Source organism: Burkholderia pyrrocinia (genome assembly GCF_001028665.1).
GTDB classification, from domain to species: Bacteria; Pseudomonadota; Gammaproteobacteria; order Burkholderiales; family Burkholderiaceae; genus Burkholderia; species Burkholderia pyrrocinia.
This window is the reverse complement of the sequence record NZ_CP011503.1, coordinates 2,057,787-2,075,109: the sequence shown is the minus strand read 5'-3', so window position 1 is coordinate 2,075,109 and position 17,323 is coordinate 2,057,787. Positions and strand designations below refer to the sequence as shown.

The window sequence follows — 17,323 nt, the reverse complement described above, 5'->3', positions numbered from 1 at the left end:
TCCTCCGTAGTACTGCGTCCTAGTCACCGCCCGTCGAGTGTCGGCTCAATGCGGGAACTATCCAAGGACACCTCGCGCTCCGTGGCATCGAATCGCATCCGTGTCGATATCAGTTCCTGAGGAAGGCGAGCCGATCGGCGCCGGGACTTCGGCATCTCGGTGAAACCGAGACGCTCGTACAGAGCGCGAGCGCGGACATTGCTTGCCAGCACGTCGAGCACGATTTCTCGCACCGGCCCTTGGCGTAACCCACCCGCTCGCATTGCATCGTCAAACAGTGCGCTAAAGACGCCCCGGCCACGCCACGCCTCGTCAACAGCGCAATGCGCAATCAGCGTTTGCTCGCGTGTCGGGGCGGGCAGTTCGCCTTCTAGAATCAGTCCACGCAACAGCATCCGGACGGCGCATACGAAGCCGAAAAAGTTGATCAACATCCAGGCGACGTGTACATCGTCCCACATCGTCCTCCTTCCGTCGTGCACGGCAAGAACCGCGCGCACGATGCCGTCCTCGGACACCGCCACTCGATGGCGTCTCCAAGAGAAACGCCCATGCTTCGATGCAAATGCGAATGCAAGAAACGCAATGCATTGACCAGGCGACACACCGAGGAAGAACGCAAACTCACGTGTACCCGACGCGAGTATGAGCGGCGCGCATGTATGGGCATCCGCCGCATCAGCCGCGCGGCGGCGCAACACGCCAGATGCTACTGCCTTTCTCACCTGCCCAAGTCTGTCGCTCACTCGATCCGTCATCGATGCACTCAACGTGCGAGACGAGCGAGCGTCGCGATCGTTTGCTCGATCTGCTCCGGCTCGTGCGTCGAGCAGATGAAGAAGCGCAGGCGCGCGGCCTTTTCCTCGACGGCCGGATAGAAGATCGGCTGCACGTTGATCCCTTCGTCGAACATCGCATTCGCCCACTGCGCGGCCTTCAGCGAGCTGCCGGTAATCACCGGCACGACCGCATACCCGGCACTCGTGCCCGTATTCAGCCCGGCGGCCCGCGCCTCGGTCAGGAACTGCCGCCCGCGCGCCTGCAACTGCGCGACGCGCTCCGGCTCGGCCTGCAGGCGCTCGAGCGCGGCCAGCGACGCTTCGGCGAGCGTCGGCGCGAGCCCGACGCTGTACAGGAAGCCCGGCGCCAGATGGCGCAGCATGTCGACGAGCGGCTGGCAGCCGGCGATGAAGCCGCCGCAGCCGGCCAGCGTCTTGCTCATCGTGCCCATCCACATGTCGACCTGGTCGGGCGCGACGCCGCAATGCTCGCGGATGCCCTTGCCGGTCGCGCCGAGCACGCCGAGCGAATGCGCCTCGTCGACCAGCAGGAATGCGCCATGGCGCGTCTTCACGTCGACGAAGCGCTGCAGGTCGGGGAAATCGCCGTCCATGCTGTACAGCCCTTCGATCGCGATCAGCACGTGCCGGTACTCGCGGCGCACGCGCGAAAGCAGTTCGTCGAGTGCCTGCCAGTCGTTGTGCGCGAAGCTCAGCCGCTTCGCACCGCTCAGTTGCGCGCCCTGCACGATGCTGTTGTGCGCGAGCGCGTCGTGGACGATCAGATCGCCCGGGCCGAACAACGCGCCGATCACGGTCACGTTGGTCGCATGGCCGCTCACGAACGCGACGCAGTCGTCGGTTTCGTAGAACGCGGCCAGCGCGCGCTCGAGATCGCGCTGCACCGGGCGCTCGCCCGCGACCATCCGGCTCGCGGATGCCGACGTGCCGTAGCGGTCGATCGCGGCTTTCGCGCGCGCGGACACGGCCGGATCGCCGGCGAGCCCAAGGTAGTTGTAGTTCGCGAAGTTCAGGTACTCGCGACCGCCGATCTGCGTCGTCGCGCCGGCCACACCGTCATGCACGCGGAAGAACGGCGAGTCGACGCGCAGCTTCTCGCCCATCTCGCGCATGATCCGGACCTGCTGATACTGCGGCATCGATTCGAAGCGGCTGCGCGCCGATGCGGTCTGCGCAGCCGGCGTGCCGGGCACGCCGGGCGCCGCGGCGGCATCGGTCGCGCGTTCCAGTTGCCGTTTCAGCGCTTTCGCCGCCAGTTGCTGGCGAAGATGCTCTCCCAGTGCCATTGCTTCCTTCGCTTTATCTCGAAAAGGCGCTATGTTACGCCGCGAATTTTTAAAAGGCGTGGTGTCACGCGTCGGAAAACTCGGCCCACTGCCAGGCGTCGGTGTCGGCCAGCAACGCATCGACCAGCCTGAAATTCATCTCGTGGCTCGGCCGCAACGCACTCACGCGCGCCAGCAGCGGCGCGCCGGCCAGCGCGAGATCGCCGACCAGGTCGAGCACGCGATGCCGGACGAACTCCTCCGGCAGCCGCATCCCGCCCAGCACGCGATTGCCGACGATGGACGCGGTGCACGACGGCCGCGCGCCGCGCAGGATCGGCACGCCGCGCAGATACCCGGCGACGATCGCGGGCACCGCCCACTTCACGCGCCCGTACGAGCGCGACGGCGCGATTTCGGTCGCGAATGCGGCTGGCGTCAGCGCACCGTCCCAGTGCATGTCGCCGAAGCCGCGCAGGTCGTTGCGCACGCTCAGCTCGTAGCGCGGCGCCGGCTCGATCCGCATTTCGCGCCGCTGGTCGCCGTCGCCGTCCGTGACGACGACGGGCCGCAGCACGCGGATGAAGCGCTTCGGCGCATCGAGCGCCACGCGGCCGCATGCGCGGATCGCGTCCACCCACGGCGTTGCGCTGCCGTCGAGAATCGGCACTTCCTCCGCATCGAGCTCGACGATCGCGTGATCGATCTCGCACGCGAGCAGCGCGGCAAGCAGATGTTCGATCGTGCGAACGCCGACGCCGTCGGCATTGCGCAGCATCGTGCAGAGCGGCTGTGCGCGGCGCAGCGCGGGGTCGACCGGCAGCGTCGCGAGCGTGCGCCCTTGCTCGACGCGACGGAACACGATGCCCGTCACGCCGTCTTCCGGACGCGCAGGCAGGATCCGCACGCCCACCCGGCGCCCCGTGTGCAACCCGTGACCGTCGATCGTCAGCGTGCGTGCCAGCGTACCCTGGCGCGTTGCCCAGCCGGTCGGCGCGCTCATCGGGCGACTTCCAGCGTCGACGCTGCATCGCCCGCAACGGGCGCCGGCCGGCTGTCGAGCATCGCGCGCGCTTCGCCTTCGATCGCATGCTTCGCCGCGAGCGCCGCGACCGCCTCTTGTGCCGCATCGGTTGCCGAGCCGGCATCGGCATCGGCCGACGCGCCGATCGAATCGACGATGCGTCCGGCCAGCGTCGTCACGGACGCGCCCTCGGCGATCGCCATCACCGACAGCTTGACCTCGAACGCTTCCTCGACCGCGAGGCCAAGCTCCATCCCCATCAGCGAATCCATGCCCATGTCGAGCACCGACTTGTCGAGCGCGATGCGATCGGGCGTCATGTGCAGGATGCGCGCGATCTGCGCCTGCAGCGTCCCGGCAACGAGCGCGACAGCTTCGTCGCGCGGCAACGCGAGCACCTCTTCCCGCAGTTGCGTGCCGCCGTCGCGCGCATCGCCGCCCGCCGCATGCGATTGCAGCAGCGAATACCGGCGCGCCTTCGCGGCCGGCATCCCGCGCGCCACGGCGTGCCAGTCGAGCCGGACCACGGCTTCGCCGGCCGCGCCCGCGACCAGCGCCCGCTCGAGCGCAACCATCGCCTCGTCGGACGTGATCGACGCACCGCCGATCCGCGACTGCAACGCTTCGCGCGTATCCGCATGGCGTGCGAGGAAGCCGACGTCCTCGAGCGGCCCCCAGGCCATGAACGTGCCGGGCAAGCCTGCCGCGCGGCGATGTTCGACGAGCGCCTCGAGGAAACTGTTGGCCGCGACGTAATTCGACTGCCCCGGATTGCCGAGATAGGTCGTCGCCGACGAATAGACCACGAACAGATCGAGCGGCAGCGCCCGCGTCGCGCGATGCAGGTTCCACGCGCCGGCCACCTTCGGGGCGAGCACCGCGGCCATGCGCGCGTCGTCGAGATTGCGCACGAGGCCGTCGTCGATCGACATCGCCGAATGCAGTACGCCCTTCAGCGGAACATCGCGCCGGACGATCGCGGCGATCATCGCATCGACCGCCACGGCGTCGGTCACATCGCACGAGACGACGTCGACCGCCACACCAAGCGTTGCATGCCAGCGCTCGACTTCGTCGCGCGCCGCGGCCGCGAGTTCGCCGGAACGGCTCGCCAGCGTCAGCCGGCGTGCGCCGCGCTCGACCATCCAGCGCGCACTCGCGAAACCGAGCCCGCCCGTGCCGCCGACCACCAGGTACGCGCCATGCGGATCGAGCGCGAGCGAACCCGCGCCGGTGACGCCGCGCGTCGGCGCCGGCGTGCCGGACGGATAGGTCACGAGCACCTTGCCGATCTGGCGCGCCTGCTGCATGTAGCGGAACGCATCCTCGGCCCGTTCGGCGGGGAACGCGCGATACGGCAGCGGATGCAGCGACGCAGACGCGAACAACGCCATCACTTCGCCGAACAGGCGTGCCGTCAGCTCCGGCAGCGCGCCCATCAACTGGTCGGCATCGATGCCGAAATAGCTGATGTTGTTGCGGAACGGCCTGAGCCCGATATGGCTGTTTTCGTAGAAATCGCGCTTGCCGAGCTCGAGGAAACGACCGAACGGACGCAGCGTATCGATGCTGCGCACCATCGCCTCGCCGGCGAGCGAATTCAGCACGATGTCGATGCCCTGGCCACCTGTCATCGCGCGAATCTCGTCCGCGAACGCAAGGCTGCGCGAATCGAGCACGTGGTCGGCGCCGAGCAGGCGCACGAACTCGCGCTTCTCGTCGCTGCCGGCCGTCGCGAACACTTCCGCGCCGAAGTGGCGCGCGAGCTGGATCGCCGCGATCCCGACGCCGCCCGCGCCGCCGTGCACGAGCACGCGCTCGCCGCGGCGCAGCCGCGCGAGTTCGACGAGCGCGTAATACGCGGTGAAGAACGTGGTCGGCACCGTCGCCGCTTCCTCGAACGACAGGCGCTCGGGTTTCTGCGCGATGGCTTGCGCGCGCGTCCGGACACGTGTCGCGAACGAGGCCGGCGCGAACCCGAGGACGGCGTCGCCCGGCGCGAATGCCGTCACGCTGGCGCCCACCCGGGTGACGCGGCCGGACAATTCCATGCCGATCGTCGCGCCCGCGAAGCCGGTCTCGACCGCTTCATCGGACAGCAGCCCCATCGCATACATCACGTCGCGGAAATTGAGGCCGGTAGCAACGGGCTCGATTTCCACCTCGTCCGCGCCCAGCGCGCGTTCGGGTAACGCAAACCATTCGAGATTGCGCAACGAACCCGGCGCGTCGAACGCGAGCACGGCCGCACGCGCGATCGCGCCATCGTTGCGGGCCGCGGCCTGCGCGGCCGTCAGCATGCGCGGCACCAGCCGCCCGTGTGCGGTCAGGATCACTTCTTCCTCGACCGCCGCGCCGGTCAGCTCGCGAATCAGCGCGTCGGGAATCCGGTCCGCCGCTCGATCGACGTCGATCAGGCGGGACGCGAGTTCGGGATGCTCGTTCGCCAGCACGCGCCCGAGGCCCCACAGCGTCGCCTGTTCCGGATGCGCATTCGCGGCCCCGGCGAATGGCGCGCCGCCACGCGTGACGATGGTCAGCCGCGTGGCCGCGTTCGGCTGCGCGCCGAGCTCGCGGACCAGTGCCGCCAGCGCGATCGCGCCGTTGCGCTGCGCGGCCATCAGGCTATCGCCCGTCGCCGTTTCGGCCAGCGGCGTTTCCGGCGCGCAGAACACGACATGGGCCGGCTGCCCGGCCGGCAACGACGCGATCGCATCGGCCGCGTGCGCGATGTCCACGATATCGGCCGGAAAACCCGCTTGCGCCAGCGCATCGGCCAGCCGCCCGCCGAAACTGCCGGCGGCATCCGGCGCGTGCACCACGAGCCATTGTTCGGTGCGTGCAAGCGTATCGAGATCGCTCTGGCCGTCGCCGCGTTGCGCGGCAACGGCGCTCGCGGGGTTGCGCGCAATCACGAACGTCGGTGTGCCGTCCAGATCGAGCGACTGCTCGACATGCCGCACGATGTCGACGTAGCCGGCGCGGTCGAGCGCCGCATCCAGATCCGCCGGCGCCAGCTGCACGGGCGCGTCGGCTTCCGTCGACGACGCCTGCGGGCCGAACACGATGTCGGAGAAACGGCCGCGGCGCGACTCGGCCAGCAGCAGCAATCCGCCCGGCGCCAGCCACGACCGGATCGCGTTCAGCGCATCGGCCACATCGCGACGGCCGCTCAAGGCCCGATTCGCGACGATCAGGTCGTAAGGCCCGGCTTCGTCGGCCGACAGCGACAGCCGCTCGCCCGGCTGCAGCGCAACCGTGCGCACGGCCGATTCCGCATCCGCGTCGAACCCGGCCAGTTGCCCCGCCGTCGCGGCGATCGTGTGATCGCAGCGCGCGGCCGCGAGATGCAGGCCGAGCGTTTGCAGCACGTCGCCGTCCGTCGCGCCCAGTTCGAGCACGCGCAACCGGCGCGCCGGGCGCCACGCATCGACCGCCTGCTCGACGCTCGCCGTCTGCAGCGCGTGCACGTGCTGCCACGTCGGCGATGCGGCAAGAAGTTGCTCGACCAGGCTGTGCCCGGTCGGCGACAGCAAACGTGCGCCCTCCTTCGCACCGTTCAGCACGTCGGGCAACGCCGCGCCGCAATGCGCGAGCAGCGTCAGCTCGGCCACGTGCCCCGGCGATTCGGCCAGCAGCCCCCGCCACAGCTCGTCGAGCGGAGGCAACGCCGCGCACGCGGCATCGTCGCGTACGAGACCAGCGCCGTCTCGATGGGCAAGACCGTCCTCGACGAGCATGTCGGCAAGACGTGCCGCCAGCGCCGCACGCTCCGGCTGCGGCTGCCAGGTGCCGTCGAATGCGCCGAGCGCATCGAATGCCCGCAGCACGTAGAGGCTCGCCAGCACGTCGAGCAGCGGCAGAATTTCGGTCAGATGTTGCGTACGGCGGCCGTCGTCTTCGGCGCCATCGAGCCGCGCGACCGCCTGTGCGAGCAACGCGTCGGGCGCTGGCAAACCGGCTGCGTCGACTTCGTTCGGCAGCGGTACCTCTTCGAGGCGGTAGACGAAGCGCGCGGGCAGGTTCTGCCGGCGGCCGACGAGATCGACGCGCCGGAACCGGCAAGCGCCGAGCCGTGCGACGATCGCGCCCTGCGCATCGAGGAATTCGAAATGCGCGACGATCGAATGCGGGCTGCGCCGGTCGACTCGTGCGAGCACGCGTTCGACCGTGTCGCCGCGCAGATAGTCGACCCGGCCGATCTGCACCGGCACGTAAGCCGGATGCTCGCCGTCCCGTGCGTGCGCGGCAAGCAACGCGAACAGCGGATGAAACCCGCTGTCCATCAGCGCCGGATGCAGCAGATACGCGGACAGCGCCCGTGCGTCCCCGCATGCGGCAGGCGCGGCGATGTCAGCCAGCGCCGCGTCGTCGTCCGCGGCGACCCGCACGGTGCGGACCCAGCGGAACGCCGGCCCGTAGCCGAGGCCGATGGCCGCCGTGTTCGCGTACAGCGTATCGCCGTCGGCAGCCGGCAGCGCGAGCAGGCGATCGAGCGTGTCGGACGGCACGACGCTCGCGGCGCCGAGCGCGGTGCCGCTTTCCAGCATCCGGCCCGTCACGTTCAGCGTCCATGCGCCTTCGGACATCCGGTCGCGCGTCTCGATCGTGAAGGTCGCGGTGCGCGGCTCGATCACGAGCCGGAACAGCTTCGCCTGCTGCGGCTGGAAGACGACCGGCGTGCGAATCTCGACGTTTTCGAGCGCCGCATCCGGCGTATCGAAGAAGGTGCGCGCCGCGGCGAGCGCCATTTCCACGTATCCGGCACCCGGGAACGCCACGCCGCCATCGACGACGTGATCGGCCAGCATCGGCAGCTTCGCCGGATCGAGCTGGTTTTCCCACGCGAATGCGTGTTCGTGCAGGCGATAGCCGAGCAGCGGATGCTCGCGGCGGCGATTGACGAGGCCGTAGCCTTCGACGGTCGGCGTCAGCCAAAAGCGGTCGCGCTGCCACGGATAGGACGGCAATGCCGCTCGCGGCGTGCCCGGTGCGAAGCGGTCGGGATCGACGTTCGCGCCATGTGCGATCGCCGCGAGAATCGCCTGCCGCAGCGTCGCCGCGCTGCCGTGATCGCGCTTGAGCGTCGGCAGCACCACGCCAGTTGCGCCGGCCGCGGCGAACGCCTGCTTCACGTACGTGCGCAGGATCGAATGCGGCGAAACCTCGACGAACAGCCGGACGCCCTGCTCGATCAGATGCGCGATGCCGTCGCCGAAGCGCACGGGCTCGCGGATATTGCGCCACCAGTAGCGCGCATCGAGCTCGCTGCCGGCGAAGGCGCCGCCAGTCACCGTCGACACGAAAGTGCCGTTCCCCGGTTGCGGCCGCAGGCTGGCCAGTTCGGCCAGCACGACCGGCTCGATGCGGTCCATGTGGCTGCTGTGGAACGCATAGTCGAGATCCAGCATCTGGAAGAACTTGCCGCTGCCGCGCAGCGCAGCTTCCAGCGCCTGCAATCCCTGCAGCTCGCCCGCGAGCGTCACCGCATCGGGGCTGTTGATGCCGGCGATCTCGACGCGTCGCGCGAGCCCATGGCGCGCGATCAGTTCGCGTGCCGCCGCCTCGCCGATGCCGACCGCCGCCATCCGGCCGCTGCCGCGCGTCATCGCCTGCGCGCGGCTGCGAATCTTGATCACGCGAACCGCGTCGGCGAGCGACAACGCGCCCGTCACCCACGCCGCGGCGATCTCGCCGACGCTATGGCCGATCGCCGCGTCGTAGCGCATGCCGCGCGCGTCGATCACGCGGATCATGCCGACCTGGATCGCGAACAGCAGCGGCTGCGCGTTTTCCGTCGCGGCAAGCCATTCGGCGCCCGCGCCGGCCAGCCATTCCGCGCCCGGGCCGCCGCGCATCACGTCGACGAGCGACGGGCTGCCGTCGGCGCACCACAGCGCATCGACTTCGTCGAGCGCCGCACGGAAGACCGCATTCTCGGCATAGAGCTCGTTGCCCATCCCGACCCACTGGCAACCGTTGCCCGAGAAAACGAGCGCGGTGCGCAACGCGTCGGCGGGTGCCTGGCCAGTCGCCACGCACGCCGGCAGCCCTTCCTGCGCCGGCTGCGCCAGCGCCGCGAGCGCCGCGCGACCTTCCGCCGCATCGGCCGGCGCGACGACCGCGCGTTGCTCGAGCCATTGGCGGCGACGTGCGGCCGCGGCGGCAAGCGCCTGCCAGTCGCCGCCGTTATCGAGCACCGCGAGATAGCGGCTCGCGAGCGCGCCGAGCGCGTTCGCGCTGCGCGCAGTCAGCACGAGCGGAGACGGCACGCCAGCCGATTCCACCGCAGTCGTCGACGTTGCCTCCGCAACCGCTACCGACACCGGCGCTTCGGTCAGCACGACGTGTGCGTTCGTTCCGCCGAAGCCGAACGAGTTGACGCCGACCGTCAGCGGCGCGTCGCCCGCGTCGAGCGGCATGTAGCGATCGACGACGCGCAGACGCCCACCGTCGAAATCGATGCCCGGATTCGGCGTGACGAAATGCAGCGAGCGCGGCACCGCGCGATGCTTCAGGCACAGCACGGCCTTCAGCAGGCCGGCCATGCCGGACGCCGTCTCGAGATGGCCGATGTTGGTCTTCACCGAACCGATGAGCAGCGGACGGTCCGCCGGGCGCCCGCCCGACACCACGTCGATCAGCGCGCGCGCTTCGATCGGATCGCCGACTGCCGTGCCGGTGCCGTGCGCCTCGAGGTACGCCAGCGACTGCGGATCGATGCCCGCGCGCGCGTAGACGCTGCGCAGCAGCGACGCTTGCGCGGCCGCGCCCGGCACGCTGATGCCGCCCGGCGAGTAGCCGACCGAGTTCACGCCGGAGCCGGCGATGACCGCATGGATCGTGTCGCCGTCGGCAAGCGCGCGCTCGAGCGGCTTGAGCAGCACGAACGCGCCGCCTTCCGAGCGGACGTAACCGTCGCCGGTCGCGTCGAACGCACGGCAACGGCCGCGCGGCGACAGCATTGACGCCTTGGAGAAGCTGACGAAGCCGAACGGGTGCAGCAGCAGGTTGACGCCGCCGGCGAGCGCCATGTCGGCTTCGCCGGACTGCAGTGCCTTGACGGCCTGATGGAGTGCGACGAGCGACGACGAGCAGGCCGTGTCGACGGACATGCTCGGGCCGTGCAGGTCGAACAGGTAGGACACGCGGTTCGACGCGATGCTCAGCGTGTTGCCGGTCGCCGAATACGGATCGATCACGTTCAGATCGTCCATGTTGCGGTTGCCGTAGTCCATGCTGGCGGCACCGACGAAGACGCCGCAGTTGCCGCCGCGCATGTCGGCCGGGCGCACGCCCGCATCCTCGAACGCTTCCCACGCGAGTTCGAGCAGCAGGCGCTGCTGGGGGTCCATCTGGGCCGCTTCGCGCGGGGAAATGCCGAAGAACGCGGCGTCGAAGCCGGCGACGTTGTCGACGACGCCGGCCGAGAACGTGTAGCTCTTGCCCGGTTCGCGTTTGGACGGGTGCTGGTAGAAGTCGGTGCCGAAGCGGTCGGCGGGGATTTCGGTCACTGCGTCGCGTTCGTCGCGCAGCAGTTGCCAGAAGTCGCCCAGATTGTTTGCGCTCCCGGGAAACCGACAAGCGATCCCAATTATTGCAATCTTACTGTTCATCTTTTATGTCGCTTTCTCGGATGCGTGCGGTTCTTCCGCGCGATTTCCGTGATCTTGTACCACATGCAGCAGTGCCGACCCTAACTCCTCGGCGGCCAAGTTCCGGCATTCGGGAGCAACTGCGCCGTAATTCCGCCAAATGAAGTAGTCGCTGTGTTGCGGATTAACGTCCAGTTTATGAAAAACATGAGACAGAGCGGGAACGTGGTCGCCGTAGAAACAAACGACCGTTTCACGATCGCTGGTGCGCAAATGATCGAGCAAGCGCCCGATCATTGCGTCCGCATTTTCAATGTGCCGCAGATATGCAGTCAGATCACGCCAGGATGCGTCCTCGCCAAGAGTATGCCGTGAAGACGATTCGCCGGGCAAAACCTGCTCGAGGTGCAGCGGGCCGTGGTTTTCCATCGTCATTGCAAACACGAAGCGCGGGCGGTCGCCACCCGCCGCCTCAAGTTCTGCAATGATCGCCTCGGCGACCGCGGTATCCGCCACGTAAGGCCCCGCACGGCGCGCCGACGCAAAGTGACGGATATCGAGAAAGCGCGTAAAGCCGAGCAACGGAAATACCCGGTCGCGTCCGAAGAAATCGGCGTAATAGGGATGAATCGCGACTGTGTCGTAGCCGCAACGACCGAGCCAGGACGCGAGTGACGCGATTTTATTTCTTACAAATGCATAGGGATAGAAACGCGCATACCCGAGCGAAAAGGATTCCGTGCCGGTCAACACCGCGAATTCCGTGCGCATGGTGTTTGCGCCCCAGGCAGGCACCGTCATCTCACCATGCCAGACAGCCTCGCGACGCGCGTCGTCGAAGCGCCTGAAGAGTTCCGGCGCGACTGCCTCGCCAAGCCGGCGCGCGTCGAAGAACGATTCGCTCTGGATCAGGATTACGTCAGGGTGCCGCGTCGGTTCACCGGTTGCGAACGGCCCGGCCGCCACAGCCTCGCGAAACCGCCGGAACGTCGCAGGACGCAGGCCGTTGAGCAGATAAGCAACGAACACGGCAAAAAAACCGTGGCGACACTGGTCGACGTACGGATCGAGCGTGAGAGGCAAGCGCGCGGCGACGGGAAAGGCAAGCGCGAACGGCAGCGCCGCCACGAGCCAAGCCAACGCGCGGGAGCCTGGAAACACGAGCTGCTCGACGATGAAACCCGCGATCACGAACACGATGCCCGCGCCGATCGCAACAACCTTGCCGACGCTCAGGAACGGCAGGTATAGACGAGGATGCGAAAACAACTGGCTGAAAAGGCTCAGATCGGTAAATACGAACGGCTCGCGCAGCGACTCGTACTTCGCATTGCTGACGGCGGCGACAAGGCCGACGAGCGCGAGCGACGCGCAGGCCGAAAATAGCGGCCGCGACGTGACGGCGAACATCAAGTCGAACAAGAAGAGTACGGAAAGAATGTGAAGCACTGACGACAGCATTGGCCGCCTCAGCGGCGCGCGCGGGACAGCGACCGCATCGACCGCGAACGACAGCACAACGGTGGCGGCCAGCGTCACGACAAGACGCGCACTCAATTGACCCGATCCTTCGACGGCAGATAAGACAGACGGTCGAGGATCGCGTCGGCAACCGCGGCGGGCAGAAGCGGCAGGAGGCGCATGCCAAACGCGAGCAATCCGGGAAATGCGATCTCGTTTCGTCCCGCATCGAGCCGCCGGCGAATGTATGCGGCCGAGCGCTCGGCACTCCAGAGGAACGGCTTGTCGCCGGGAAACACGTCACTCATCGCCGTCTTCACGAAGCCGGGCAGAATGACGGTCACACCTACACCGTCGCGCGCCAGCAGCGGCCGCACGGAATCACCATAGGCCTTGATCGCGGCCTTGCTCGCGCAATAGGCCGGGGAAATCGCCATGCCCCGCAGCGCCGCGATCGAACTGACCATCGCGATTCGGCCGCGCCTGCGCTCACGCATCCGGTCGACGACCGGCAGGACCGTATGCAATGCACCGTAGAGATTCGTGTCGATGACGCGAGCCGTGCGCTCAAGGTCTTCCCAGTCGCTCGCGTCGGCGATCGTGCTGGCCACGCCAGCGTTCGCGATCAGCAGGTCGATCGGGTGACGGGTGTCGAAATCGGCCAGCCATGCGGCAGTCGACTCGGCGTCGCGCACGTCGATCGTGCCCGTGTCGACCATGGCGCCCCGCGCACGGCAGGCCGCCGCCGTTATATCAACTTCGGCGGTATTGCGACCGACAATGCCGAGCGTCGTGCCCGGTCGGGCATAGCCGAGCGCGAGCGCGCGGCCGAGACCGGCACTGGCGCCGGTAATGACGATGCACCGCGGCAGTTGATCAGGCATCCGCGCGATCCAGGCGCTCGACCGCACCCGCGACCGCCATCTCGATACCGGTTCGGGTGTAGAAATCGCCGTTGATTTGCGTGTGATGCATCACGTAGTCCAGGAAGGCGTGATAGAGGTGCATGTCCGGCAGCTCGTCACCGTGCCAAAAATCGTCGAGTTTTCCCTGCCAGGTCAAGCCGGGCATATTATAAATAGCGGTCCCGAGTGCAACTAGCGGGCGCTCATGGTGCAACGCCGACAACCCGACCGTGCTGTTCACCACAACCACGCCGCGCGCATGTTCGAGCAGCGTAGGCAAGTGGCCCGAGTTGATGAAGCGGACGCGATCACCGATACCAGCCTCGCGCGCGATCGACATCGCGAAGCGATGATATTCAATCATGCCGGTGTCGAGTGGGTGATTCTTGATCAGCAGCGTCGCGTCCTGTGGCGCGTGCCGGGCAAACGAGCGCACCACGTAATCAATCGCTTCCCGCACACCGCCGAAAGGCGAATGCACGACGATCTGCGCATCGGAGTTGAGCTGAAGCGGAAACAGGTAAAAGTGCCGGCCGCTCGCCAGCAGCTCGCGCGTAACTACTTCTGCCTCCCGCCGGTGCTTGCCTTGCAGCGAGGCTCGAACCGCGAGCCCCGTGTACTCGAACACGCCGTTCTTCGGCCGGTGACTGCGATAGAACGGAAAACGCCACGCGAGCAGCGCGTTGGCGACCCGATACGTGATGTCGTGAAACACCCGCTCGTACAGGTTGTAACCGGTTGGCATTCCGGGTTCGGCGGCCGGGATGACCTTGCGCAACTTCATGTATTCCAGCGGATCCACCGGCATTCGCGAGCGGCCGTTCACGCCGTAGCTTTCAAGCGTAATCCAGTGCGGGCGGACGTAGCCCTCTTCGAACACGTGTACGCGCAGACCGAAGTGCTCGGCGACAGAATGCATGTGCCGGTGAACTTCGCGGCAGTCACCGAACATCAGAACATCGGTGACACCCTCCCGGCGAACGAAGTCGCCATACCAAGCATGAAGCTCGGAAACCCGTCCGACGTAGTTGAGCGGATTGCGTGTCCTGCCGTAGAACCAGTCGCCGCCACAGAAATTAACGCGATGTACCACGTGCCCCCGCTCGATCAAGGCATCCGCGAGCCGACTGAAAAACGACGAAGCCGTGCCTTGCAGCACAAGAAATGAGCGAGGCATCGAAAATACCAACCGGCGAATTGACCCGACCGAAGAAAGACTCTATCGGCCCTTTTAGCTATTAAATTTTCCAGCTGGCGGCTTGACCGCTCGTCTTTCTAGGAGCCGGTGAATATAACACCTCTCACCCGAAAAGAAAAATTGGTTCCGCCGAGCCGCGCCGCCGTATTTGCGCAAATGTAACGCGACGAGACCAGAGATAGCACAATCCCCCCTCGCTCGCTATAATCAGCCGCCCCGCTCCTTGGCCGCCGCGCTTCGTCGTCCGGTAGAAATGCTACAGCTGGCCGGACGTCGTCCGCCTGCGTCCAGACGGTGCGACAGGTGATCGAAAGGGCCAGCAATGCCCCCGCTACCACCGCTTCGTGACCGTGTCATTAAATTGAATCCGCTCTTTAGTCGAAAGGAGAGAATATCCCTTTTGACAGTATGTGCAGAGCTAATCAGCCTGGATGGATGGAAGTTGGAAAACGTATCTGGCAGCGCCTCAATCTCTACGTCCGGAACACCGAAAGCGAACCTGTTTGGACGCCTGAAAAGGCTCAACCGCCTTTTTGTCGTGACAGTGGCCGCACCTACGCTCATCGCGACCCTTTATTACGGCCTCATCGCTTCAGACGTCTACGTGTCCGAGTCGCGCTTCGTGGTTCGTAGCGCGCAGCGGGCCGCACAAACCGGTATGGTTGGCGCCCTATTGGAGGGCACTGGTCTCGGGCGCGGACAAGATGACGCGTATCCCGTCATCGATTACATCCAGTCACGGGATGCACTCACCGAGCTCAACCGCCAAAACTACGTCCTCGACGCATACTCGAAGCAGGGTGACTTTTTCAGTCGCTTCAATGCGACGCTCGACGGTAGCTTCGAATCGCTGTGGAAGTATTACGGCAAGCGCATCGTGTCAGTCAATTTCGACTCCGCTTCGTCCATCACGACTCTGCAGGTGCGCGCCTACACGGCCGAGGACGCACACAGGATCAGTTCTCAGCTTCTGACGCTAAGCGAACGGCTTGTCAACCGGATGAACGAACGCGCAGCTACGGATACCGTGCAATTTGCACAGCGTCAGGTCGACGCAGCCGTCGCCAAGGCGAAGGATGCCGCGGTCGCGCTCGCCGCGTACAGAAACTCGAACTCGGTCTTCGATCCCGAAAAGCAATCTGCGCTCCAGTTGCAGCAGATTACGAGCCTGCAGACCCAGTTGTTTGCCGCCCAGACCCAATTGCGGCAACTGCAGTCGATCGCTCCGCAAAATCCGCAGGTCGCCGTCCTCAAAAACAGCATCAGCGAGACCGAACAACAGATCAAGGAAGCGACGGGTGGCGTAGCAGGGAGCAGGAACTCACTGTCGAACAAGACAGCGAGCTATACGCGCCTGCAACTCGATGCTCAGTTTGCAGACAAGCAGCTCGCATCCGCAATGGCGGCCATGGAAACTGCACGCGCCGAGGCACAACGCCAGCAACTCTACCTGGAGCGTCTCGTTCAGCCGAATACGCCGGACGTCGCGATCGAGCCGAAACGGCTGAAGTCGATCTTCGAGGTTTTCGCGCTCGGCATGATCGCCTGGGGCATCCTGAGCCTGCTGCTCGCGGGTGTGCGTGAGCACCACGACTGATAGCTAGCGGCAATGGCACATCACGATACTCCGCTATCTCGCTCGCTCACAATTCAGACGCGCATTGTGAGCGCTCTGCTGATGCGAGAAATACTGACGCGATTCGGCCGGCACAACATCGGCTTTCTGTGGATCTTTTTCGAGCCGATGATGTTTACGGTGGGCGTGCTCATGCTGTGGACGCTCACGAAGGCAACGCACGGCTCGACATTGCCGATAACGGCATTCGCGATCACCGGCTACTCTCCCGTTCTGCTGTGGCGCAATTGCGCGAATCGCTGCGCACTTGCGATCCTTCCGAATCAGGCGCTGCTCTATCACCGCAACGTGCGCGTCGTCGATTTTTTCTTCGCCCGCCTCCTGCTGGAAATATCGGGCGCCACGATGTCGTTTACGTTTCTCTCCGTCCTCTTCATCGCCGCAGGCATGATGAAGCCGCCCGAGGACCTGACGATGATCATCGGCGCATGGCTTCACTTGGCAGTATTTGGTACCGGGCTCGCGCTCATCATCGGCGCACTGTCCGAGCGCAGCGAAGCGGTGGACCGCATCTGGCACACCGTCGCCTATCTTATGTTCCCGCTGTCCGGTTCGATTTTCATGGTGTCGTGGCTGCCAGAGAAATTTCAGAAAGTCATTTTGCTACTGCCGATGGTGCACGGCACGGAAATGCTCCGGGGCGGCTACTTCGGCTCGCTCGTCAAGCCGCATTACAGCATCCCGTATATGGTCTTCAGCGACATGATCCTTTTGCTGATCGGTCTCTATTTCGTGCGCGATGCAAGCATGAGAGTGGAACCCGAATGATCGAACTCGAAGGCGTCTGCAAGGACTATCACACGCGGCAAGGCACGCGACGCGTACTGAACAAGGTCAATCTGCAGGTTCGGCAAGGCGAAAAAGTCGGCATTCTGGGTCGCAACGGGGCCGGAAAATCGACGTTGATCAGAATGATCAGCGGGGCCGAACTGCCGACTGCCGGCCGCATTCGTCGGAGCATGCAGGTGTCTTGGCCGCTCGCATTCGGAGGCGCGTTCCAAGGCAGCCTGACCGGCATGGACAATTTGCGATTCATCTGTCGAGTCTATGGCGCAGACGCGAAGGCAGCTGAACCATTCGTTCAGGAATTTTCAGAGCTCGGCTACTATTTGCGTGAGCCGGTCAAGAGTTATTCCGCCGGGATGCGCGCTCGCCTTGCGTTCGCAATTTCAATGGCCATCGAATTCGATTGCTTCCTGATCGACGAAATCGTCGCAGTCGGCGATAGCCGGTTCCACGCGAAGTGCCATCACGAACTGTTCGAACGACGCAAGGACCGCGCACTGATCATTGTGAGCCATGATGCAAGCTACATACGGGAACATTGTGATCGCGCGGCAGTGCTGATTGCGGGCAAGTTGCACGCATTCGACGTGGTCGAGGAAGCCTACGCGTTCTATCAGGAGAACGCCGCCTGACACCCCGCACTGCCAACGCTG

At 65.7% G+C, this 17,323-nt stretch carries 10 protein-coding genes; 3 read left to right on the top strand and 7 right to left on the bottom strand.

All coding sequences use genetic code 11. From position 1 onward, the window contains the following. Positions 1–23: 23 nt before the first annotated feature. The 7 genes from ABD05_RS09500 to ABD05_RS09470 form a co-directional block, all read right to left on the bottom strand. Positions 24–758: a GNAT family N-acetyltransferase gene (locus ABD05_RS09500; RefSeq protein ID WP_053059932.1), complete on the bottom strand. Its 735-nt coding sequence runs from the start codon at positions 756–758 to the stop codon at positions 24–26. An 8-nt stretch (positions 759–766) separates the two neighbouring features. Next, entirely contained in the window at positions 767–2,086 is a 1,320-nt protein-coding gene (locus ABD05_RS09495; protein WP_047899899.1) for an aminotransferase class I/II-fold pyridoxal phosphate-dependent enzyme, read from the bottom strand. A gap of 64 nt (positions 2,087–2,150) precedes the next feature. Next, positions 2,151–3,068, bottom strand: a complete 918-nt coding sequence (locus tag ABD05_RS09490) for a UDP-3-O-acyl N-acetylglycosamine deacetylase (protein ID WP_047899898.1) — start codon at positions 3,066–3,068, stop codon at positions 2,151–2,153. Then, positions 3,065–10,705, bottom strand: coding sequence for a type I polyketide synthase (locus tag ABD05_RS09485; RefSeq protein ID WP_047899897.1), 7,641 nt, complete (start codon positions 10,703–10,705; stop codon positions 3,065–3,067). The genes ABD05_RS09490 and ABD05_RS09485 overlap by 4 nt, the downstream gene beginning before the upstream one ends. A gap of 3 nt (positions 10,706–10,708) precedes the next feature. After that, positions 10,709–12,241: an LTA synthase family protein gene (locus tag ABD05_RS09480; RefSeq protein ID WP_047899896.1), complete on the bottom strand. Its 1,533-nt coding sequence runs from the start codon at positions 12,239–12,241 to the stop codon at positions 10,709–10,711. Continuing rightward, a complete protein-coding gene (locus ABD05_RS09475) occupies positions 12,238–13,029 on the bottom strand; it encodes an SDR family NAD(P)-dependent oxidoreductase (RefSeq protein ID WP_047901144.1) in 792 nt (263 codons plus the stop codon). The genes ABD05_RS09480 and ABD05_RS09475 overlap by 4 nt, the downstream gene beginning before the upstream one ends. Beyond that, on the bottom strand, positions 13,022–14,227 hold the full coding sequence (locus tag ABD05_RS09470) for a capsule biosynthesis protein (RefSeq protein ID WP_047899895.1): 1,206 nt from the start codon (positions 14,225–14,227) through the stop codon (positions 13,022–13,024). The genes ABD05_RS09475 and ABD05_RS09470 overlap by 8 nt, the downstream gene beginning before the upstream one ends. A 463-nt stretch (positions 14,228–14,690) precedes the next feature. Here ABD05_RS09470 and ABD05_RS09465 point away from each other — a divergent pair, with 463 nt between their 5' ends. The 3 genes from ABD05_RS09465 to ABD05_RS09455 are packed head-to-tail and all read left to right on the top strand — an operon-like array spanning position 14,691 to position 17,302. After that, positions 14,691–15,845, top strand: a complete 1,155-nt coding sequence (locus ABD05_RS09465) for a KpsE/RkpR family capsule polysaccharide export protein (protein WP_047899894.1) — start codon at positions 14,691–14,693, stop codon at positions 15,843–15,845. A 12-nt stretch (positions 15,846–15,857) separates the two neighbouring features. After that, positions 15,858–16,652 carry an ABC transporter permease gene (locus ABD05_RS09460; RefSeq protein ID WP_047899893.1) on the top strand — a complete coding sequence of 265 codons (795 nt, stop codon included), beginning with the start codon at positions 15,858–15,860 and terminating at the stop codon, positions 16,650–16,652. Continuing rightward, a complete protein-coding gene (locus ABD05_RS09455) occupies positions 16,649–17,302 on the top strand; it encodes an ABC transporter ATP-binding protein (protein ID WP_047899892.1) in 654 nt (217 codons plus the stop codon). Before ABD05_RS09460 ends, ABD05_RS09455 begins: the two co-directional genes overlap by 4 nt. The last annotated feature ends 21 nt before the right edge of the window (positions 17,303–17,323 follow it).